The sequence below is a fragment of the Chryseobacterium sp. CS3K3.1 genome, assembly GCF_059515165.1.
Genome location: NZ_JCAKRV010000008.1, coordinates 46,736 through 70,017 on the forward strand (window position 1 = coordinate 46,736; position 23,282 = coordinate 70,017).

The 23,282-nt window shown below is 36.9% G+C and carries 19 protein-coding genes; 12 read left to right on the forward strand and 7 right to left on the reverse strand.

The genetic code is table 11. The features are described from left to right. Positions 1-96 precede the first annotated feature (96 nt). The 4 genes from AC5YGI_RS09370 to AC5YGI_RS09385 form a co-directional block, all read right to left on the reverse strand. A complete protein-coding gene (locus tag AC5YGI_RS09370) occupies positions 97-702 on the reverse strand; it encodes a hypothetical protein (RefSeq protein WP_202840025.1) in 606 nt (201 codons plus the stop codon). Then, entirely contained in the window at positions 692-1,201 is a 510-nt protein-coding gene (locus AC5YGI_RS09375) for an RNA polymerase sigma factor (RefSeq protein WP_202840023.1), read from the reverse strand. Before AC5YGI_RS09375 ends, AC5YGI_RS09370 begins: the two co-directional genes overlap by 11 nt. A 24-nt stretch (positions 1,202-1,225) precedes the next feature. Then, positions 1,226-2,101 carry a TraB/GumN family protein gene (locus tag AC5YGI_RS09380; RefSeq protein ID WP_496168072.1) on the reverse strand — a complete coding sequence of 292 codons (876 nt, stop codon included), beginning with the start codon at positions 2,099-2,101 and terminating at the stop codon, positions 1,226-1,228. A 157-nt stretch (positions 2,102-2,258) separates the two neighbouring features. Continuing rightward, on the reverse strand, positions 2,259-3,170 hold the full coding sequence (locus AC5YGI_RS09385) for a DUF4349 domain-containing protein (protein ID WP_496168073.1): 912 nt from the start codon (positions 3,168-3,170) through the stop codon (positions 2,259-2,261). A gap of 208 nt (positions 3,171-3,378) precedes the next feature. Here AC5YGI_RS09385 and AC5YGI_RS09390 point away from each other — a divergent pair, with 208 nt between their 5' ends. Beyond that, the gene (locus tag AC5YGI_RS09390) at positions 3,379-4,737 is read left to right on the forward strand and encodes an acyl-CoA dehydrogenase family protein (protein ID WP_330744329.1); all 1,359 of its coding nucleotides are present in this window, start codon (positions 3,379-3,381) and stop codon (positions 4,735-4,737) included. A 100-nt stretch (positions 4,738-4,837) separates the two neighbouring features. Here AC5YGI_RS09390 and AC5YGI_RS09395 read toward each other — a convergent pair whose 3' ends face one another. From AC5YGI_RS09395 to lon, 3 genes are all read right to left on the reverse strand, one after another. Continuing rightward, positions 4,838-5,215 carry a DoxX family protein gene (locus tag AC5YGI_RS09395; protein ID WP_330744327.1) on the reverse strand — a complete coding sequence of 126 codons (378 nt, stop codon included), beginning with the start codon at positions 5,213-5,215 and terminating at the stop codon, positions 4,838-4,840. Positions 5,216-5,512: 297 nt separating this feature from the next. After that, positions 5,513-6,625 carry an AI-2E family transporter gene (locus AC5YGI_RS09400; RefSeq protein WP_330744325.1) on the reverse strand — a complete coding sequence of 371 codons (1,113 nt, stop codon included), beginning with the start codon at positions 6,623-6,625 and terminating at the stop codon, positions 5,513-5,515. A 207-nt stretch (positions 6,626-6,832) separates the two neighbouring features. After that, complete coding sequence (lon, locus tag AC5YGI_RS09405) at positions 6,833-9,238, reverse strand: endopeptidase La (RefSeq protein WP_446107282.1); 2,406 nt, start codon at positions 9,236-9,238, stop codon at positions 6,833-6,835. Between the two features lie 260 nt (positions 9,239-9,498). Here lon and AC5YGI_RS09410 point away from each other — a divergent pair, with 260 nt between their 5' ends. The 11 genes from AC5YGI_RS09410 (at position 9,499) to serS (ending at position 23,021) form a co-directional block, all read left to right on the forward strand. Beyond that, positions 9,499-11,652, forward strand: a complete 2,154-nt coding sequence (locus tag AC5YGI_RS09410; protein WP_330744321.1) for a SurA N-terminal domain-containing protein — start codon at positions 9,499-9,501, stop codon at positions 11,650-11,652. A gap of 128 nt (positions 11,653-11,780) precedes the next feature. Then, the gene (locus AC5YGI_RS09415) at positions 11,781-12,731 is read left to right on the forward strand and encodes an MlaD family protein (protein ID WP_062676024.1); all 951 of its coding nucleotides are present in this window, start codon (positions 11,781-11,783) and stop codon (positions 12,729-12,731) included. Positions 12,732-12,739: 8 nt separating this feature from the next. Beyond that, positions 12,740-14,077 (forward strand): 4Fe-4S dicluster domain-containing protein, encoded by a 1,338-nt coding sequence (locus tag AC5YGI_RS09420; protein WP_110009918.1) that lies wholly within the window; start codon positions 12,740-12,742, stop codon positions 14,075-14,077. A 79-nt stretch (positions 14,078-14,156) separates the two neighbouring features. After that, entirely contained in the window at positions 14,157-14,942 is a 786-nt protein-coding gene (locus tag AC5YGI_RS09425) for a (Fe-S)-binding protein (protein ID WP_076595410.1), read from the forward strand. 20 nt (positions 14,943-14,962) lie between these two features. Beyond that, positions 14,963-16,099: a hypothetical protein gene (locus tag AC5YGI_RS09430; RefSeq protein WP_330744316.1), complete on the forward strand. Its 1,137-nt coding sequence runs from the start codon at positions 14,963-14,965 to the stop codon at positions 16,097-16,099. Positions 16,100-16,185: 86 nt separating this feature from the next. Continuing rightward, positions 16,186-16,674 (forward strand): hypothetical protein, encoded by a 489-nt coding sequence (locus tag AC5YGI_RS09435; protein WP_330744314.1) that lies wholly within the window; start codon positions 16,186-16,188, stop codon positions 16,672-16,674. 98 nt (positions 16,675-16,772) lie between these two features. Next, positions 16,773-17,906 (forward strand): glycosyltransferase, encoded by a 1,134-nt coding sequence (locus AC5YGI_RS09440; RefSeq protein WP_496168074.1) that lies wholly within the window; start codon positions 16,773-16,775, stop codon positions 17,904-17,906. A gap of 5 nt (positions 17,907-17,911) precedes the next feature. Beyond that, positions 17,912-19,165: a lipopolysaccharide biosynthesis protein gene (locus AC5YGI_RS09445; protein ID WP_330744311.1), complete on the forward strand. Its 1,254-nt coding sequence runs from the start codon at positions 17,912-17,914 to the stop codon at positions 19,163-19,165. A gap of 66 nt (positions 19,166-19,231) precedes the next feature. Then, positions 19,232-21,130 carry an asparagine synthase (glutamine-hydrolyzing) gene (asnB, locus tag AC5YGI_RS09450; RefSeq protein WP_330744309.1) on the forward strand — a complete coding sequence of 633 codons (1,899 nt, stop codon included), beginning with the start codon at positions 19,232-19,234 and terminating at the stop codon, positions 21,128-21,130. Positions 21,131-21,168: 38 nt separating this feature from the next. Beyond that, positions 21,169-21,687 (forward strand): hypothetical protein, encoded by a 519-nt coding sequence (locus AC5YGI_RS09455; RefSeq protein ID WP_330744307.1) that lies wholly within the window; start codon positions 21,169-21,171, stop codon positions 21,685-21,687. Positions 21,688-21,752: 65 nt separating this feature from the next. Further along, positions 21,753-23,021, forward strand: a complete 1,269-nt coding sequence (gene serS, locus AC5YGI_RS09460; RefSeq protein ID WP_330744305.1) for a serine--tRNA ligase — start codon at positions 21,753-21,755, stop codon at positions 23,019-23,021. Positions 23,022-23,282: the final 261 nt, after the last annotated feature.

The window sequence follows — 23,282 nt, forward strand, 5'->3', positions numbered from 1 at the left end:
AATTTGAAGAAGATAAATAACGATTTTTTAAAAAACAAAACCTCAGAACAGGCCTGAGGTTTTGTAAAATGTGTTTTGTGATAAGAGTTTTCAATGCTATTCATCCATTTCGTTCAGAATATTTTCAAGTTCTTTGGCACTTCTTCCGTAGATATATTTTGTCCACACAACGATACTTGTTATGATGGCTAAAGTTCCGATGAGCACTGCAATAATTAATCCCTGCTGATGAGAAGTTGTAAGTTCTGCCAGAGATTTTCCTTGTTTTTCCATCGCATTGTAAATCACCAATCCCGCTGTTACCAGAAAATGAGGAAGTAATAAAAATCCGAAAGACTGATATCGTTCCATATTCAGCCGAAGTTCATGATATATTTTCCAAAGACTGTTTTTGGTGTTTCCTGTATAAAGTTCCGTCTGTTTGTAGAATTTATAAAATCCTAACAGATAGTAGGATGATATGACAACCATCACGGTATAAGACACATAATAAATAATATACTGTGAAGAAGGAAACTGAAACTGAAGGGGAAAAAGAGCTATAAGAATGATCGCAAGAATCTGCATAGGGAATTCTCTTTTCATGTTTTTCTGGATTTTTTCTATAGGGTGTTTGCTTTCCTTTAATTGCTTTATGGTATCAGGAATATGGACATCGCTGTCTTCTTTATTCCACTGTTCTTTTAATTGATCAAAATTCATAACCTGATTTTTTTATGATTTGCTGTATTTTTTCTTTTGTTCTGTTGAGTTTTACGCGGGCATTACCTTCACTGAGACCTAAATTGTTTCCGATTTCTTTATGGGACATCCCTTCCATAAAATAAAATATGACGGCCTTTTCCAGAGGATTCAGTTCCTGAACGGCACTGTAGAAAATTTCCAGCTGCCTGTCTTTGGTGGGATTATAATCTTCCTGCTGAACTTCAAAATGATGTGGAGCATCCGTATGGTTATTGGATCTCTGTTTTTCTTTTTTTAAATAGGTAATTGCAGTATTGATGGCAACCCGGTACATCCAGGTAGAAAACTCACTGTTCCCTTTGAAGTTCTGATAGGACTTCCAAAGCTGGATAAGGATTTCCTGCTGAAGGTCTTCCCGGTCCTCTACAGAATCTGCATAGATCCGTGAGGCTTTGTATAAGATACCTTTGTGCTGGTTGACAAGCTTTAAAAAAGCAGTTTCAGTTGGATTGCTCACAATGCTTTCATGGTTTGGTTATAATTATAAGCTTGATACAGGTTTTACCGTGTAGCCTTTTGCCTGTAGAAGGGGAATAATTCCGTTTTCACCCATAAGATGAGATCCTCCGACAGCAAAGAAAGAACTTTCTTTTTTCATCATGTCCGGCATTACTTTTACCCAGTTCTGATTTCTGTTGGTCAGCATGGCCTTTTCCTGCTGAGCATTCATAAATCTTTCATCCTTAAAAAGACTGTATAAAGATTGTACATTTTCATTTTTAAAAGCCTCAATCATCTGTCTGAACAATATTTGATATTCCTTGTCCATTTTCAGTTGAGCAATAATGCTCTTCAGATTATACGCTTCATTGATGGATTTCATCTGGTCTTCCACTTTTTCCAGCCCTTTGATACTTTTTTTATCTTTCATTGCTTTCTGAAGAAGTTCCATCTCGTAAAGTTTTACTTCAGTCTGAGGACATGGAATAGCTTTGGTGGAAAGTAATGCATAAAGCGCCTGCGGGCTTGAAGAATCAATACTTTTCAGATCAGTTCCATAATTGGCAAGAACAGTATTCAGCTCTTTAGCTTCTTCAGGTGAAAGCTGATCCGATATTTTTTTATCGGCTTTAAACATTTTCTGTAATGACATCATTTCAGCGGGATCTGTATAATTGATTTCCATAACAAGGTTTTCAGAACTCTCAAGAGCTTTCAGCACTTTAGGTTTGATCTCAAAATCTTTACTGCATAAGATATGAAAAGTCCCGGTAATATAAGAAGGCTTTGAAAGACCGTTTCCGGAAACCTCCCAAAGCAGGCTGTTTTCTTTGTTGCTGCTTTTATTTTGTGCATTGGATGTTATGAAATTCAATGACAATAATGCTGCAAATCCAAGTTTTATTAAATTTTTCATTCTATTAATTTTTTTGATTTTCTGTTCTTTTAAACAGTAGGTAAAGCAGGCATTACAATCGTTACAGTTTTTTTAAAAAAAAAATAAAAACCTCCTGAAAACAGGAGGCTGTAAAATCTAAAATTATGATGATAACCAATTGGTTAGGATAGTTTTTTTATTCCTGATTTTTTGAATACTCAGGTTTTGAAATTTTTCTTTTTCTTAAAAAATAGAGGATTGCAGCAGCAATTAATACGAGAGGCCATACATTGATAAGCCCCACAATAATCTTCTGAATCAGATAGAATCCGTATACAAATCCATCTTTTGCGTCATAGATGAAATTGTATTTGTACTTATTATCAATGCTTGTGGTGTTGGTAACAGCAATTTCTGCAATACGCAACTGAGGCTCTTTGATGTAAATGTCAATCGTGCTGAATTTCAGATCATCCGTCATGTTCATGCTGGAAAGCTTTTGAAGATTTCCTTCAGACATATTCTCGTCATCCAGCGTTACTTTATCTTTATTGGTTTTGAGCTTACTGATGTTTTCTGAAGTTTTTTGATTTCTTTTCCCTTCCAGTTCAGAATACTTGATGTTGGCTGTTACATCTTCTGCATTGATAGATCTTGAATTAAGAAATAATTTATTGGTATTGATTGCCGTTAAAAGCTCTCCCAGTTTTTCCGTGGGAATACGTACCTGCATTCTGTTCTCTGTCTGGTATTTTTTTACCAGCATCGCCTCTTCATTGGATGTGTTGTAGGTGTTTTCAGAAACAACGTTACTTTGAAGATTACTATTGGTAACAAATCCTCCAAGCTCCTGTACAGATTTTTCAATAGCAATCGTTGCATTATACACATCTTTTACTTCCATATTCACATCCGCAGTCTTGATAAACTGCTTGTCTTTTACTTTCATTTCTGCAACAGATGAAATACTGTCCGAAACCACAGCAGCTGCTGAATCGGTAGTAGCATAGGCTTCAAGATCTTTAGAGGAAACTTCTCCTTTTTTACATGAATAAATTCCTAATAAAAGAGCAGCAGATAGAGATAATGTAATGTAAGTAGTTTTCATAACGTTGATTTTTGTTGTTTTGCTTGAGTCAAAGTTCAGTCAGGATCTTTTGTAACACTTGAAAATCAAAAGTAAAAAGCTTGTAAATAAAATTTTTACTTATAATGAGTTGAAATTTAGTGTTTTGTAAAATAGCCTGGAGTCTTAATCATTGCTTTCGGAGCAGTTTTTGCTTATCTTTTACAAACCAAAACTACAATCTATCACTATGTCAAATACTTTTTCCAAAATCAGAAACGCAATAGGATTATTCACATCTATAGATTTTGATCAGCTGAGCGCCATTTCTCAAAAAGTGGATTTGCCAAAACTGATGCATAATTTCTCAAAACTGGATGATAAACAGCTTTCAGGACTTATGAAAATGCTCGATCCCGAAAAGAAAAAGAAAGAACTTCCTCCCATTGACGGAGATTTTTATGATATCTACCATACTCTTACTCCCGAACAGCGTGAAATTCAGCTGAAAGTAAGAGCATTCATGGAAAAAGAAGTTAAACCTCTGGTCAATCACTACTGGCTAAGAGATGAATTTCCCTTTGAACTGATTCCCAAATTCCAAAAACTGGATATCTGCGGTGTTACTTATGAAGGCTATGGCTGTCCGGGAATGCCTTTTCTGATGGAAGGGGTTATTGCCATGGAAATGGCAAGGGTGGATGCTTCTATCGCCACATTTTTCGGCGTACAATCGGGGCTGGCAATGGGCTCTATCTATATTTGCGGATCTGAAGAGCAGAAGCAAAAATGGCTTCCTCAGATGCAGAAATTTGAAAAAATAGGGGCTTTCGGGCTTACTGAGCCTGAAGTTGGATCCGGAGCAGCAGGCGGACTTACGGTAACCTGTAAAAAAACACCGGAAGGCTGGATTCTGAATGGGCAGAAAAAATGGATCGGGAATGCTACTTTTGCAGATATCATCATTATCTGGGCAAGAGATCTGGATAGCGGAGAAGTGAAAGGTTTTATTGTTGAAAAAGATAATCCGGGATATTCCGTAGAAAAGATCAAAGGAAAAATGGCGTTGAGAATTGTCCAGAACGGATTGATAACTTTAAAAGACTGTCTCGTAACTGAAGAAAACCGTTTGCAGAATGCCAATTCCTTTAAAGATACCGGCAAAGTACTGAGAATGACAAGGGCAGGAGTAGCATGGATGGCTACAGGCTGTGCACGCGGAGCTTACGAAAGTGCTTTGGATTATACCCGAAAAAGAGAACAGTTTGGAAGACCTATAGCCTCATTCCAAATGATTCAGGGACATCTGGTGGAAATGTTGTCTAATCTTACCGCCATGCAGACGATGGTTTTCAGACTGTCTGAAATGCAGGATGAAGGAATTTTGAAAGACGAACATGCTTCTTTAGCCAAAGTTTTCTGTACCCTCCGAACAAGAGATATTGTTTCCAGAGCAAGAGAAGTAATGGGAGGGAACGGAATTCTGCTCGAGTATGATGTGGCCAGATTTGTTGCCGATGCAGAAGCAATCTATTCTTACGAAGGAACAAAAGAAATCAACTCGCTCATCGTAGGACGATCGATTACAGGTTTTAGTGCTTTTGTATAGGTAGCGGGTAGCAGATAATAGGTTACAGACGGTGAAATGAAAGAATAGGCTTCAACGGAAGTTTACTGGTACTGCAGCCTGCAAGCTATTACCTGCAATCTTATGAAACTAAGTGTTTATATTTTTCCTTGTTGTCAATAATCATCCATAGGTTGATCAGAAGCATAACTCCTGCAATGCCCATTCCCATTGGAGATTTGTCCAATGTGAAAACATGGGTAACAATTCCTACCATGACAGGTAAAATAACAATAGCTCCCAGCGCTCTTGTTTTTGGGAAAATAAATAGCAATCCGCCAATGACTTCTACAATCCCGACTAAAGGCATCAGCCAGCTGATTTCTCCGAAAGCAGAGAAAAGTTTCATTTGCTCAGGAGTGGGTTTCTCCATGGGCATATAATTGAAAAACTTGTTTAATCCGGCATTAATAAACATAAGCCCGAAAAGCAGACATAAGATGAATTTTATTACTTTCATGATTGATGATTTTATATCAAATGTAAAATAAAAATAGGATATTTTGTATTTAATTTAACATAAAATGTGAAATCCATATTTAATAAAAGAAAATACTAAGGCCCGACTTATGGATACTGTCCGGATAATCCGTCCTATATTCTCTGTACAGAAACCTGCCCAAATGGAACGAGTCCGTTGTGTCCTCTTCCATAATACAATAAAAAAAGACTGTCTCTAAAAAGGCAGTCTTTTTATTTAAAGCAAGGAGTATGTCAATTAATATAATACTTATTGCCCATTACTCATTATTCCTATTTAGTCCATTTCCTTCAAAGTAATATTCTTGGAAATTTTGTAGCTTTTTTTCTTCTTATGGGGCTTAGGTTCTTCTCCGAGCAGCCTTCCCCAGGGTTTAAGATCATCCACTCTTTCACAGATGATTTTGATAATCGCAATTGCCGGAATACACAGGAACATTCCCGCAATTCCCCAAAGATGTTCTCCTAAAAGGATTCCAATAAAAGAAAATAAAGCGTTGATCTTCACTTTAGAGCCTACTACAAACGGCAGGACAATATTTCCATCTACAGCGTGAATGGCAATATAGCCCAAAGCAACATAAATACATGTGGATGGAGTTGAAGTGGCGAATGCTATAAAGCAGGAAATTAACAGAGAAATAAAGATTCCCAGATAGGGAATGACGTTTAATAGCCCGGTCAAAACTCCTAAAAGAATAGCATATTTCACTCCCAGAATGGTAAGAAGAGTGGACGTTAAAACTGAAACGATAATCACCTGAAGAAAGAGTCCGAAGATGTATTTCTTAGTCATAATCCGGATCTCGTTCACAGCTTCCTGTACACTCGCTTTATGTCTTTCGTTGAAAACAGTAACGATAAAATTATTTAAAAGTCTTCTGTAATTTAAAATAAAGATAAAAAACAGGGTGAAAAATATAATGAAGCCGAAGCCTGTTGAAAAAATTCCGAATGTAAATCCTAAAATGACTCCCGAAGAAGACAGTAGTTTAGTTAATCCCTGGTTAATATAATCCACCTGTTCATCCACTTTCACATTAAATGTTTTGGAAACCCAATGCTGAAGGCTGTTAAAAACAGTGGTAAACTGTTCCTTAAGGTGTGGAAGGTCCTTACTGAAGTCAGACAGCTGATTGGTAAAGAAATAAATAATACCGCCTAAAATCATCAGCATAATAAATACTGAAGTCATGGTAGACATAGATCTCGGAAATCTCAACTTTTTTTCCATAAAACCGGCAGCCGGTAAAAACAGCATGGCCATGAGGAATGCCAGGAAAAACGGAGCTAAAATGCTCTGTCCCAATGCCAGAAGATAGCCAAGTCCAATGATGGAAACCACCACGAGGGTAAGCTTGACAAGGAAAGGAAGTCTAAGAAAATTCATAATCTAAAATATGCGGTGTGGAATAAAAATAAGAAAACCCTTCCAAATTGAAAAATTTTTTATTCAAACCTTCTGGATTCTCTTGGATTGTATCAAATTTTATTCCACCCAGTCAGGTTGATTGTGATTTTTTTACCTAAAACAGAAACACGCCCTGAATATCAGAACGTGTTTCTTTATTGAGAAGTTAATATGTTATAAGTTGTTTTATTCTTCAATGGCGATGTCGATGACTTCTTCCATTCTGTTGACGTAGTGTACTCTCAGATTTTTCAGGTAATCTTTTTTGATTTCCTCCACATCTTTTCTGTTGGCCTCACAAAGAATAACATCTTTTACCCCAGCCCTTGTTGCGGCAAGAAGCTTTTCTTTGATTCCTCCTACAGGTAATACTTTCCCTCTTAAAGTAATTTCTCCTGTCATGGCAAGGTGAGGTTTTACTTTCTTGTTTTTAAATGAGGAAACCATTGAAGTTAGCATCGCAATACCGGCAGACGGTCCGTCTTTTGGCGTTGCGCCTTCAGGAACGTGTACGTGGATGTTTTTCTTTTCAATATCTTCCTGAGGAATGCCCAGCTCATCATGCTTCGCTTTAATATATTCAAGGGCAATAGTAGCAGATTCTTTCATTACCGTTCCCAGGTTTCCGGTCATCGTTAACGCTCCTTTGCCATTGCTTAGAATACTTTCAATATAAAGGATGTCGCCTCCTACACTTGTCCAGGCAAGACCTGTTACAACACCGGGAACTCCAGTGATCTCAGATAAACTTTTCGGTCTTGGAACCCCAAGAATTTCATCTACTTTTTCTACTGAGATTTTTGGATCATATTCCTTTAACAAAGCAGTCTGTAGTGCTACCCATCTTCCAATGGCTGCAATTCTTTTTTCCAGGGTTCTCACTCCGCTTTCTGAAGTGTGAGCTTCTATAATATGTTTAAGTTCTGCATTTCCAAGTTTGAATGATTTTGCATCCAGACCATTTTCCTCCTGTTGTTTCCTGATCAAATGTCTTTTGGCAATCTCAATCTTTTCTTCCAAAGTATAGCCGGCAATCTGAATGATCTCCGTTCTGTCTAAAAGAGGAGTCTGTATCGTTGAAAGTGAGTTGGCAGTTGCAATGAACATCACTTTTGAAAGGTCATAACCCATCTCCAGGAAATTGTCATAGAAAGATTTATTTTGCTCCGGATCAAGAACTTCTAGGAGTGCAGAGCTTGGGTCTCCATGAAGACCCTGTCCGATTTTATCAATCTCATCAAGAACAATTACAGGATTTGAAGTGCCTGATTTTTTGATAGACTGTAAAATTCTTCCCGCCATAGCACCGATATACGTTTTTCTATGTCCACGGATTTCACTCTCGTCATGAAGTCCTCCCAATGACAATCTTACATATTTTCTCCCTAAAGCATCAGCAATAGATTTTCCTAAAGAAGTTTTACCCACACCCGGAGGCCCTACCAATAGCAGGATAGGAGATTTCATGTTGTTTTTTAATTTTAAAACGGCCATGTGCTCCAGGATTCTTTTCTTGATATCTTCCAGTCCGAAGTGCGCTTTGTCAAGTACTTTTTCAGCTTTTGCAATATCAAAAATATCTTTTGTATAGGTTTCCCATGGAAGATCTGTAAAGAAATCCAGATAGTTTCTCTGAACATTATAGTCCGGAGAGTTGGGATTCTGACGTTGAAGTCTGCTGATTTCCTTTTGGAAGTGGTCTTCTACTTCCTGGCTCCATTTTTTTGTTTTAGCCTTGGCAATAAGATCTTCAACATCACTTTCAGGTCCGCCGCCCAGTTCCTCCTGGATGGTTCTGATCTGTTGATTCAGAAAATATTCTCTCTGTTGCTTATCTAAATCTTTTGAAGTTTTCTGATGAATCTGGTTTCTCAGTTCCAGTTTCCTGAAATCCTCATGCATCAGCTCGTAGCACTGGTTGGCTCTTGTCATAAGACTTTTCTCTTCAAGCAGCTTTTGTTTTGCAATCGAAGAGAAATTAGCATTGGTGCAGATGAAATTCAGAAGATCATCATTATTGTTAATATTTTTAATCGCAAAGTTGGCGGCATTAGGAATATTAGGATCCAGTTCAATAATCTTTAAGGCAAGATCCTTGATATTTTCCAGCAATGCTTCATATTCTTCCCGGTCTTTAGGCTGGGTATCTTTTAATTTTGATATTTCAGCTTTAAAATAAGGTTGATTATCAACGATTTTTTTAATCTTAAATCTGTGGAATCCTTTGGTAATAGCTGTAATATTGCCTTCGGGAAGCTTAATGATTTTAATAATCTTTGCCAGTGTTCCGGTAGTATATATATCTTTTTCGGATGGTTGTTCCAGATCCGAATTTTTCTGGCTTACAATTCCAATAAAATCTCCGTTTTTCTGTGCCTCCTCAAGAAGCTGTATAGAGGTCTTTCTCCCTGCTGTAATAGGAATTACCACATTGGGGAACATTACCATATTTCTTACAGGAAGTATAGGGAATATTTTCTGTTCGGAATTTTTATCAGTCTCTGCGAAGTCGGAAAGATTGATTTCTTCAGTTACGATATCAAATCCGTCACTGATCATTTCTTCTAAACTTATATCTTCAAATTCTGTCATAGTTAATCGAATGACAAATTGTCATTTTCGTTTTTTATCGTTAAAGGGATTTTTTATAATATACTCTGAAAACGTGTGGTATATTATAATATTCTAAAAATGCACAATACTTATGCCATTTGTTTTTTACTTAAAAATACGGTCAAAATTTCCTTTTTCAGATAATCTTTGCATTAAAAATCAAAATAAAGCAGTTCTGTTTCTGTAATTTCTTAAAAATGTGTATTTTCGCAAACTGATAAAAAACTATAATTTATAAAATGGCAATTTTAGGACAGATTAGGAGTAAGCCTTGGCTTTTAATGGGAGTAATAGCCTTAGCGCTTTTGGCGTTCCTGGTGAACCCCGATAGTATCGACAAGGTTTTTGGTAAGAATCCTGATGTTTTAGGAAAAGTAAACGGTGAGAAAATCACCCGCGAAGAGTTCAATGATCAGCTTTTCGTGCTGCAGCAGCAGGCTGAACAGCAAGGTCGTCCGAAAAACGGTCTTGAAGAGCAGGCTTGGCAGTTACTTGTACAATCTAAACTTATCAAACAACAGTTTGAGAAACTGGGCTTTGAAATGACTGATGATTATTTCTGGAATCAAATCCAGTATGATCAGATGTTTGCTCAGAATCAGCAGTTCTTTGATGAGAAAGGTAACTTTAAAACTCAAGAGCTTAAAAAAGAAATTGAAACATTACAAAACACCAATCCTCAGGGATATACTCAATGGTTGAAAACAAGAAAGACAATCGAGTACAGACTAATGGCGAGACAGGTGTTTACCAATATTTCAGCAGGGATTACTACAGGTAAGAAAGAAGCTGAAGAATTGATCAAGCAGAGAGATCAGCTTGCAGATATCGACTTTGTAAAAGTAGATTATGCGGCTTATCTTCAAAAAACAAAGATCAATGTGACAACACAGGATCTTGCTGATTACATCAAAAAGCACCCTGTAATGTTCAAAGCTGAGCCAAGCAGAAATCTCGGTATTGTATTTTTCCCATCTAAACCTAGTGCGGCAGATGATGCAGCAGCTCTGAAAGAAATTACAAAATTATATTCAGGAGGTACGGATGCTAGTGGAGGAACTGAAAACTTTCAGAATACTAAAAACGATTCTATGTTTGTAGCAGCAAATTCTGATGCACCATTCAATCCTCAGTATCTGAATCCTGCACAATTGCCTCCAACAATCAAAGATCAGATCACAACAGCAGCTGTAGGTCAGACTTTTGGTCCTTATAAAGAACAAGATGTATATGTAGTATCTAAATTGGTAGGTAAAAGACCTTCAGATTCTACTTTATCAAGACATATCCTTATTGCATTCAAAGGAAGCCCTGCAGGTGAAGGGGTAACAAGAACAAAAGAGCAGGCTAAGAAATTGGCAGACTCTATCGGAGCTATTGTAAAAGCTACTCCTGCTAAATTTACAGAATTCCTTAAACTTTCAAGTGATCCGAATTCTGCAGCTCAGGGAGGTAGCCTTGGATGGACAACACCGGAAACACCTTTCGTTCCTGAATTCCTTGCTTATCTTGCAAACAATCCTAAAGGAGCTACAGGGGTAGTAGAAACACAATTCGGTTACCATATCATCAATATTGAAGATAAAAAATCAGGATCAATGGGGTATAAAGTTGCTAACCTTGTGAAAGCAATCAAACCTTCAGATGCTACTGAGGCTGAAACAGACAAAAACTCAAGAAAATTCATACAGCAGGTTCAGGGGAAATCTTTCAACGATTTTGTGAACATTGCTAAAAAAGGAAACTACCAGTTCTCTAATCCGAAGGCAGCAAAAAGATTTGAAGGTCAGCTTCAGGGCTTAGGTACTGAAAAAGATGCTGATATCCTTACCTGGGCTTTTGATAAGAAAAGAGAAAAAGGAGATACTGAATTATTTACAGTAGACGGAACAGGTGATAAAATTGTAGTGTATCTGAACGGAAAACAGGAAGCTGGTCTTGCAGATCCGGAATCTGTAAGAGATCAGATTGAAGTTATCGTTAAAAATAAATTGGCAGCCAAACAAATCTCTGATAAAATTGCAGCAGCAAAAGCTTCCAGCTTAGATCAGATTGCTAAATTGTTTGCCACTCCGAAACAATCTGCTCAGGTGAACCTATTGAATCCTTCAGTAGCTGGTGCTATGGAACCTAAAGTTGCCGGTGCAGCATTCGGTGTTGCAAAAGGTAAACTTTCTAACCCGGTTGAAGGTGGAACAGGAGTTTATGTTCTGATCAAAAAATCAGAAACTGTAAACAAACAGCCTGGAGATCTTAAGCAGTTTACAGAATCTCTTACGCAGAGAAATGCTGGAATGTTCGGACAGGCCTGGATGAAGAGCCTTCAGGACAATGCAGATATCGAAGATTACAGAATCGAGATCTGGAACAAGCTGGGAAATCAGCAACAATAAGAAATTCATTTCAATGATATAAAAAGCGACAAATTTTTTTGTCGCTTTTTTTGTATTTATGGCAGAATAATAAGGGAAAAGATTTATTTAAAATGTATTATATTTGCTTATTAGAAAAAAATTAGCAAGTGAAGTTCAGTAAAGAATTAAAAGCTGGTGTGATTGCACTTCTAGCTATCGTAGGCTTTGTGGTGTTGTTTCAGTTTATGAAAGGGAAAAGCCTTTTTACTACCGACAATATATTTTACGCAAAATATGACAATGTAGAAGGTCTGGCGCAGTCTGCGGCAGTGTCTATTAATGGTCTGAAAGTAGGACAGGTAGATAAGATTATTCCTATCACCTCAAAAGATGGAAAAATTAATTTTGTCGTAAAAGTTACCGTCGACAATAAATTCGAATTTTCAAAAAACTCATCATTGGAGATCTTTGAGCCGGGATTAATGTCTGGTAAAGAAATGAGAGTAAACCTTATGTATGGTGGGCCGACTGCAAAAGACGGTGACACTTTAAAAGGTGCTTTCAAGCTGGGAACGCTGGGAAGTCTTTCTTCACAGGTAGGTCCGGTAAAAGATCAGCTACAGGTGGTTTTACATAGAGTAGACTCTTTAATGGCGAATGCCAATCAGGTTTTTGATGCTCAGAACAGAGCTGAAATAAAAGCTTTATTAGCCAACCTTAACAAAACAGTAGGAGCATTACAATCCACAGCAGGAAGTGTAAATACGCTTGTAGGGCACAATGATCCAAAACTGCAAAAAGTGCTGGATGATGCAAGTCTTACTATGCAGAGCGGAAAAGTAACACTAGATAAATACGGACATCTTGCAGAAAGTATCGACACTAAACAGTTGAATGCTACTATTGCAAGTTTAGATGCTACAGTAGGAAAATTGAATCAGGTGATTGGAGGGATTGATAAAGGAGAAGGAAGTTTAGGTAAACTGATGAAGGACGATCAACTGTACAACAACCTGAATTCAGCTTCTTCCAATCTGAATACATTAATCGAAGATATGAAAGCGAATCCGAAGAGATATATCAATTTCTCGGTTTTCGGTAAAAATAACAAAGACTAATACGCCTTATGCAGTACATCGATAACATTATTTTCCTGATTTTATTAGTAGCCGGGTTCGGGTTGTTTGCCAAAAGCCTGCAGAAGATCTACAGAAATATCAGGCTGGGTCGTGAAATCAATAGAAGTGACAGAAAATCTGAACGCTGGAGTATCATGGCTAATGTGGCTATGGGACAGAGTAAGATGGTAAAACGTCCTATCGCAGGAATTTTACACATTTTTGTCTATGTTGGTTTTATTATCATTAATATAGAACTCATTGAAATAATTGTTGATGGACTGTTTGGTACTCACCGTTTTCTGGCTTCGGTCCTGGGACACGGATTCTACAGCTTCTTTACAGCTACATTAGAAGTGCTTGCACTTCTGGTTGTAATAGGTGTAGTTATATTTTTCATCAGAAGAAACTTTTACGGGGTTAAAAGATTAACAATGAAGGAGCTTTTCGGATGGCCAAAAGAAGATGCCAACTGGATTCTTATCATCGAATTTGCCCTGATGATGGCTTTCTTTAAAATGAATGCCTCAGATTTTATTTTGCAGTCAAGAGGAGTTTTACCAGTACATGGAAGTTTCCCGATCAGTGAAATGACATTAGTTCCGTTTTTGGAAGTCTTCAATTTTGATAACGGATTTTTGATGTTCACAGAGAAAGCAGCCTGGTGGTTCCACTTTGTAGGGATTCTTTTCTTCATGAATTATCTTTATTATTCAAAGCATTTACATATCATTCTTGCGTTTCCAAGTACATGGTATGCCAATCTTGAGAAAAAAGGGAAATTCAACAATCTTGAATCTGTAACAAAGGAGATCAAACTAATGATGGATCCTAATGCAGATCCTTACGCAGCACCAGCTGAAGGAGCTGAAGCCGACGTCCCTTCCAAATTTGGGGCAGAAGATATTTTTGATCTGAACCAGGTACAATTGCTGAATGCTTATTCCTGTACAGAATGTGGACGTTGTACTTCTGTTTGCCCTGCCAATATTACCGGTAAAAAACTGTCTCCGAGATTGATCCTGATGAAGACCAGAGACCGATTGGAAGAAGTAGGACGAAACATCGATAAAAACGGAAAATTCGTAGATGACGGTAAAAAGTTGTTGAACGATTATATTACAAAAGAAGAACTTTGGGCCTGTACTACTTGTAATGCATGTACAGAAGCCTGTCCGGTATTGCTTGACCCGCTTTCCATTATTTTTGAAATGAGAAGATTCCTGGTGATGGAACAGTCTGCTGCTCCACAGGAACTGAACCTGATGATGACGAACGTGGAAAATAACGCTGCTCCGTGGCAGTACAATCAGGCAGACCGTCTGAACTGGGCAAACGAAAATTAATGTAACAATGTAAATAATGTAACGATGTAACAATCATTGGTAAACTGTTACATTGGTATATTGATAAATTTGATTTAGAATGGATTTCACTATAAAAACAATGGCAGAATATGCTGCCGAAGGAAAAGCCCCTGAAGTTTTATTTTGGGTTGGATGTGCGGGAAGTTTTGATGACCGTGCCAAAAAAATTACAAAAGCATTCTGTAAGATATTAAACAAAATAGGCGTTGAATTTGCTGTTCTCGGTCAGGAAGAAAGTTGTACCGGAGATCCTGCAAAAAGAGCCGGAAACGAATTCGTTTTCCAGATGATGGCGCTTACCAATATTGAAGTGTTGAATGCTTACGAAGTAAAGAAAATCGTAACGGCTTGCCCACACTGTTTCAATACCCTGAAGAATGAATATCCTAGCCTGGGAGGACACTTTGAAGTAGTTCACCACACTCAGTTCCTTAAAACTTTAATGGAGGAAGGAAGACTGAAAATTGAAGGAGGTGCATTCAGAGGGAAAAAAATTACTTTCCATGATCCATGTTATTTAGGACGTGCCAATGACGAATATGAAGCGCCAAGAATGCTACTTGAGAAACTGGACGCTGAGCTTGTAGAAATGAAACGCTGCAAGACCAACGGGCTTTGCTGTGGAGCAGGTGGTGCACAGATGTTTAAAGAACCTGAAAAAGGAAATAAAGACATCAATATTGAAAGAACGGAAGAAGCATTATCTTTTGAACCTAAGGTAATTGCAACGGGATGTCCTTTCTGTAACACCATGATGACGGATGGAGTAAAACATTTTAATAAAAATACTGAGGTAGCCGTAAAAGATATCGTAGAACTTCTTGCTGAAGCAGAAGACTTATAATTGTAATCTTATACAGGCTTATGAAGCGGGAATGGAGACTCTCCTTTTTGTTTATCATTTCGGTACTTGCTCTTCTTACATTCTGGAATTATCAGAACAGAGTATATGACTGGGATATGCCGGGCTATATGGGATGTATGTACACTTCCGAGTTCCCGGATTCTCCTGATAAAGTCCGGATCCTTACGTATGAGGAAATAAAAAAAGAGGCGCCCGCAGAACACTATACAGACATCATCGGAATAAAGCAATGGGATATTCCAAGGCAGTATTTCGTTAAAAATACACAATCTTTTACAGAACAATTACCCTATTTTCAGATCAAAGTAGGGTATATTCTTGTGATAACTCTTTTTTACAAACTAGGGTTTACAGCGCCAATGGCAGTCCTGTTTACCAGTCTCATTTCTTATTTTTTTTCAGGGTTATTATTGTTTTATATTCTGAAGCTCCTTTTCCCGGAGAAGTATTGGCTTGCTATCATATTAACCATTGCTGCAATGCTTTTGCCGCCAATGACCTATATGTCGAGGGTTTCCACACCGGACATGTTTATTTTCCAGTTTATGCTGATCTTTATGATTGGCTTAATTAAAAAATGGAGCAAATGGGCCATGTTTGTACTTTTGTTTGGGATTACCTTTATACGACCGGATTATATTACATTCACGCTTACTTATATTGTCGCTGTTTTCTTCTTTCATTATTTTCAGGAAAAGAAAATTGATGTTTCTTTTATTGCACAGGGAACAGTTCTTCTGGTCATTTATCTGGCCATCATTAAGTTTTATCATTATCCGGGATGGAAAGACCTCTTCTATGATACCTTTATCGATAGAAGGCCTATTATTTCCACACACCCGATAGACGTGAGCTTAATGGACTATCTGAGTATCATTTACATTAAGATTATTTATTTCAAAAAGGTCACTTTATCATTAGCTATTATGATCGGAGTGATCTTCTGGCGTTCCAAAGATGTATGGGTGAGAATGATTTCTGTTCTTTTCCTGGTGAATGTTTATATCAAATTCTTTTTCTTTCCGCAGTCGGCAGCTTTAAGGTTCTTCTTTCCTTTTATCTTTCCGGTTTTCATTATGATGCTGTATGTATTGAGTAAAAAATACAATGATCTTAAACTCGGGAAAATTGCGTAATTTTGTCTTTACAATGATAGGAGCATTCAATGGTAAGTAAAATAAAGATTGACTGTTTAATATCTTGAAAAATAAATATTTACATTATGAAAATCGAAGAATCTAATATTGTAGAAACGAACGACTACAGAGTCATTATATACCCGGCTTCAAGACCTTTCGAAACAAAAGAAGCAAAAGCCATTACCGAGAAACTATTTGATTTCCTTGCAACATGGGCCGCTCATGGAAAACCGCTTTCTTCTTCTTTTAAAATTGAAAAGAACCAGTTTATCATCGTATGTGTGGATGAAGAAAAAGAAATGGCTTCAGGATGCAGCATTGATGCATTAGGAAAGGTAATGAGAGAAATTGACGAAGAATATCAGCTAGGCCTTTTCGACAGGATGAAAGCGAGTTTTGTGGAGAACGGTGAAGTAAAAACTTTAAAATTAATTGATTTTAAAACAAAGTTGAGAAACGGAGAACTTACAAAAGACATCCAGGTCTTTGATTTCTCTAAAAATACGTATCTGGACTTTTTAAGCCACTTCCTTCTTCCTTTGGAAAAGAGCTGGGCGGCTTCTATAAAATAATCGCTATAAAGCTGATACAAAAGAATAATCATAAAGTGGAAAATATATTTCCACTTTTTTGTTTTAATGTATATTTGTAAAGATTCGAGCAGTGACTAATGCCTAAAGTACTTTTTTTAACGACTTCCCACAGCTATAATGATGACCGCATTTTTTATCATCAGGCGAAAGCTCTTAGAGATAATGGGTATGAAGTAAAAATATGCAGTTTATACGCAGACTATAAAGGCTATATAGAAGGAATTGAAATAGAATCTTTTGCCATTCTGGAAGAAAGTATAGAAACAAAAATGGAAACTTTCAGTAAGGTTTGCAATTCTTTTCATCCCGAATGTATCATTTGTTCTGAACCATTGGCTGTTGTGGCAGTAAAGAAGTTTGTAAAAGAACATAAGATAAGTTGTATCTATGACGTTACCGAATGGTATCCTTCCATGTCAATGCTTCAAAAGTATAGATTTCCGGCTACCATTTTTCAGGCCATAAAGTTTTCTCTTATTCAGCTGTATGCTGGATTTTTAAGTACTCATTTCATTTTTGGAGAAACCACCAAAAAATTCCCTTTGGCCTATTTTTTTGGATTTAAAAAACAAATGATTCTGCCTTATTATCCGGCTTCTGTTTATATTGATGAAAGTATAAAAGAACTCACTCCGGGAAGCATCACATTATGTTACACGGGTCAGATTTCCAAAGATAAGGGAATTGAAAATTTCTTTAAAGCAATAGATAGCCTTCGTCGGAAATTGCCTGCACTTCATATCAGGATTCTGATTATCGGTTCAACGGTACAGGAAAACGATGATCTCTATTTTTCATCATTATTGAAGACATATTCTTTTGATGATATTGAGATCAGAAAGCCCACATGTTTTGAAACATTTACAGGAGCGTTTGCAGAGGCTGACCTTTGTTTTGATCTTCGGGAAATTAATTTTGAAAACAATCATTCCCTGCCGATAAAACTGTTTTACTTTATGGGAGCAGGAAAACCTGTGATTTATTCAGATTTGAAAGGGATCAGGGAGCATATGGGAGAGCTTTCGTTTGGAAGCCTTGTTGATCCTCATGATGCAGAAGCAATCTCGGATGTTATTGTCAATTATATCAGGAATCCGGAGCTGTATCGATCCCATACTCTCAATGCACGAAAAGAATTTAAAGAAAAATATAATTGGGAACTTATAAAAGATAACTTCGTTGATTTTGTAAAAAAATCTATGGATCAATAACCACCATGCAGCTTACTATTATTAAAACCTTTGTCTCACGCTTTCTTATTCTGATCCTCAGCTTCGGGCTGGTGATTTATTCAACGAATATGTGGGGAAGTGAGGGAAAGGGAACCATTTCTATCGTGGTGGCCAATGCAGCAGCAGTAAGTTTTTTCAGCAATATCTTCTCCGGAAGCAGCGCTTCGTATTTTGCATCAAGGTTTAAAATAGAAAAGGTATTATTGTATGCCTATCTTTGGTCTCTCCTGACGGGTCTTTTAATCCCTTTTTTATTCAGTATAGCTTCTATTCAGGGTGAATATCTCCTGTACCTTATCGGAATATCTGTTTTTTCTTCACTTTTATCTACCAATATCAGCTTGTTTATTGGAACACAGGATATTAAAAAGTTCAATTTGTATACTGTTTTGCAACAGCTTGTACATATTGTATTTATTGGAATATTGGTTTATCTTTTCGGAAAGAAAGATGTTTCCGTATACTTTCTTGCCCAGATTATATGTCTTGCACTTCTTTTTCTTACCAGCTTTTTCCAGATCATTAAAAAATGTAATATATCCCAGATATCATTCTGTAAAGAGGTAGGCAGAAATATGTTTGAATACGGCTGGAAGACCCAGCTGAGTGCTTTTGTTCAGTTTTTGAATTACAGGCTTTCGTTTTATTTTCTAGAATATTTTGAAGGCATCGCCAGTGTTGGAATATTTTCTATCGGAGTTACTTTTTCAGAAGCTATATGGACTATTACCCGCAGTATTGCAGTGATTCTATACTCGGATGTTGTCAATAGTAAAAGCAGGGAAGAATCTATTGAGAAAACCAAAGAATCTTTAAAGCTGACCTTTTTTCTGATGATTGGTTTTGTGCTGGGAATCATTATTATACCCTCTCAGGTTTACGAGGTCATCTTCGGGAAAGAGTTCAGAGATACCAAAGAAATAATGCTCCTTTTATCACCGGGCATTTTTGCCATTGCAGTAAGTGATATGGTAGGACATTACTTTTCAGGAATGAGAGATTTAAAAATTCTCAATATCAAATCGATTGTAGGGCTGGTGGTTACAGTGGTACTCTCTTTCATTGCAATACCGAAATGGGGAATTATCGGAGCTTGTATAGCAACTACATCATCTTACTTTGTTTCGGCCTTCCTGTTGTTCAGGAAATTTTATAGGTCTACTCCGTTTATTTTGAAAGACTATATGGTTTCAAAACGGGAAATACAGCTTTTAAAAAAGAAATTTTTGAAGAAATAATTATTTCCGGCACCCCCATAAAATAAAGTCATTTTCCTATTTTTACAAATCTATTACCTCTTTACTATGTGCGGAATCAGCGGTTATTATTCATTTCATAAAAGTATTTCCTCTACAAATATTCTGGAAATGAATCAGGCGATCAGACACCGCGGGCCTGATGATGAAGGATTCTGGCTGTATAATGCCAATGAAGGAATTTCTTTTTCAGGGAATGATTCCACCCAAAAAATCAAAGAGCAGTTTCCGGTTTTAAAAGAGGGGAACTATGATATTGCTTTAGGTTTTCGTAGATTATCCATTATTGATCTGTCCGAAAAAGGCCATCAGCCTATGCTCTCAGAAAATCAACAGATCATTATTACTTTTAATGGAGAGATCTATAATTTTAAAAAATTAAGGAAAGAACTTGAATCTTTAGGGTATTCTTTCCACAGTACTTCAGATACTGAAGTCATTCTCAAAGCCTATCAGGAGTGGGGAAATTCTACGTTTGCAAAATTAGATGGAATGTTTGCCATCTGTATTGTTGATCTTTCCGGTCAGAAACTTATATTAGCAAGAGATAGAGTAGGGATGAAGCCTCTTTTTTACCATCAGAGCGAACAGGGATTGGTTTGGGCATCAGAAATAAAATCATTGCTGAAGAATGAGCTGGTAAAAGCTGAAATCAACTGGGACGGAGTGTATACCAATTTTCTTTTTCAGACAACATTGGCTCCGAAAACCTGTTTTCAGCATATTTTTTCTCTGGAACCCGCTACTTTTATGACCGTTGATTTAAACAATCAGAACATCACCAAAGAAAAATTCTGGGAGCTGCCTTCGCCGTCTCAAAAAAATATTTCTGAGGAAGAAGCTGTAAGAACAATAGATGAACTGCTTTCTGAAAGTATTTCTGAACAGTTATATGCAGATGTTCCTGTAGCAGTCATGATGAGCGGAGGTATTGATTCTACTTTAATTGCTTCAAAATCAAGATCTTTTAATACCAATGTTAATACATACACCATATCGTATCCGTTCTCTGAAGAAGAAATGAAAAACGCCTCATTGGCAGCTAAACATTTTGGTGTTTCGCATGCGGTGAAAGTAGTGAGTGACGAAGAAGCGCTGGAAGACCTTAAAGAAAATATCCAGCACTTTGAAGAACCTTACAGCAGCTTCGAAGTCTTGATCAATGCTGCAAAATATGCACATGATCAGAATTTTAAAGTCGTATTAAGCGGAAATGGCGCTGATGAACTTTTTGCCGGTTATTCTCATACACTGAAGCTGAGCAGATGGCTTCTGATGAGACATTTTAATTTTGTAAGCCCTTTGATATTTACGAAGGATAAATTTTCACAACGGGTAAAAAATTACTTTTCCCAGGATTATATGTTTGATTTTTTCAGACAGAGCCAGATCAGTATGAGACCGCTGGAAATTAAAAGCCTTACAAACCCGGATATTTATAGTAAAATAGATTTACATCTTTCAAAATACCACCTTTCAGAAGCAAAAAACTATGTGGGGTATTTTGAATATGACATGAAATATTCACTATCCTCCCACCATGTTTTCCGGGATGATCTGAGTGCGATGAAATACAGTGTAGAATTTCGTTATCCCTATTTAAGCAACAGTTTAATAGACTATGTAGCATCACTTCCTGGAAACAACAGATTTAATGGAACTCAGAATAAACCTTTATTGCGTAAAACAGCACAGAAATATCTTCCTCAGGAAATTTTAAACATGCCCAAAAGAGGATTTTCATTTCCTGTCAGTCATTTCATCAAAAACGAAAAAAGAGTAAGAGAATTTATTACTGAAAATCTTGAGAGTTTAAAAAGGAGGAACTTCTTCAATGCGGCGGTGATTGATCATTGGTGGAATGATCAGGGACATGAGTATGACTGGGTAAAGATCTGGCAGCTGGTTACTTTTGAGCTGTGGTATCAGAAATATTTTGAAAAATAAAGAAGGAGCCTAAAGATTAATATTTTACCTTTGTATTTATGATGAAATATTTTTGGTGTATACTTGTAGCAGTTTTTGCACTGATCAGTTGTAAAAGTGATGATGATTCTTTGCAGAGAATAGATCAGTTAATGAATATCTATATCAGGAACAGTGCTGGTCAGGATTTGCTGAACAGTAAACTTACAGGATCTTATACGGGATATTCCGTGAATGATATTTTTGGAACTAAAGATATTGCTCCGATCAACATTTCATTGAAAATGACTACAGATTCATTATTTTATATGGAATATCTGGCAGGAGCCAAAAGAAGAAGACTGGATTCTATCAGCCCGGATCAACCAGGTACAGGAACTTCCTATTATTCCAGAATGAAGATTACGTATACAAAAAGCACAAATGCAAGCGATAATGTGATTGATACTTTGGAAATTCAGTATCGCAATACCCCAACGGTATTCCAGGTTTCAAAAGTTTTGTATAACCGAGTTCCGGTATTTTCAAAAGAGGCAGATGCACCAACTTCGATAAATACTGTCACGGTCACAAAATAATTTTTAAATTTGTACAACAGTTAGCTGATTATAAGCTAATATCTAATATTTAACATCTAAATAAAATGTTACAAGTCAATTTTTTGCGCGACAACAAAGAACGCGTTTTAGAAGGTCTTAAGAAAAGACAATTCAAAAATCTTGAGTTGGTAGACGAGGCTATCGCTGCCGATGACGAAAGAAAAAGAATCCAGTTTGAACTAGATTCCCAGCTTTCCGAAATCAACAAAATTTCGAAAGAAATCGGTATTTTGATGAAAGAAGGAAAAAAAGAAGAAGCGGAATCTGCAAAGTCTAAAACAGCACAATACAAAGAGTCGAGCTCAGAATTGAAATCCCAGTTAGAAGGTAAAGAAAACGACTTACTGAATATTCTGTATCAGCTTCCCAACATTCCCAATGAATTGGTAAAGAGTGGTGCTTCTGCGGATGATAACGAAATCATTTTCCAATCTCATCCGGTAGAAGGTCTTGGTGAAGGAGCTATTCCTCACTGGGAACTGGCAAAAAAATACAACCTTATCGACTTTGAATTAGGAGTAAAAATTGCGGGAGCCGGTTTCCCTGTTTATTTAGGAAAAGGAGCAAGATTACAGAGAGCTTTGGTTCAGTATTTCTTAGATAAAAATGTGGAAAAAGGATATACAGAAGTGAACCCTCCTCACGTTGTGAATGAGGCTTCAGGTTTCGGAACCGGACAGTTGCCGGATAAAGAAGGACAGATGTATTATATTAATGAAGATAAATTATATTTGATCCCTACAGCAGAAGTTCCTGTAACAAACCTTTACCGCGATGTATTACTTGATGAGAAGGATCTTCCGATTAAGAATACAGCATTCTCCCAGTGCTACAGAAGAGAAGCGGGAAGCTATGGCGCCCATGTAAGAGGATTGAACCGTCTTCACCAGTTTGAAAAAGTAGAAATTGTAAGAATTGAGAAACCGGAAAATTCTTATGCTGTGCTGGAAGAAATGGTAGAACACATCAAAGAAATTCTTACAGATCTTGAACTTCCGTTCAGAGTATTAAGACTTTGTGGTGGTGATACAGGTTTTGCATCTGCCATGACTTATGACTTTGAAGTTTGGAGTGCAGCTCAGGAAATGTGGCTGGAAGTAAGCTCAGTGTCCAACTTTGAAACATTCCAGGCCAACAGATTGAAATGCCGTTACAAAGGAGATGGTAAATCTCAGCTGGTTCATACTCTGAACGGATCTGCAATGGCATTACCAAGAATTATGGCTGCATTGCTGGAGAATAACCAGACACCGGAAGGAATCAAGCTTCCTAAGAAGGTTGCTGAATATGCAAGGTTTGATGTTATTAACTAAGCAATTATATTTTAAGATTAAAAGACCACCATTAAGGTGGTTTTTTTTGTTATAAAATGCTTGTCTGTGATAGTTTAGTATGAGTGGGCTTACTAACTTTTTTATAGTTTCTTAATTTTAGTTTTTTGTTCTAAATTTTTAGGTTTACTGTTTATTTTATTATATCATTTATAGATTTTAATAAGGATTTTAGCAATTATTCAAATTTATGGGAATTAAATTATGTTTTTTTTATTTGTTTATTTAGTTTTGCCAAGCCAT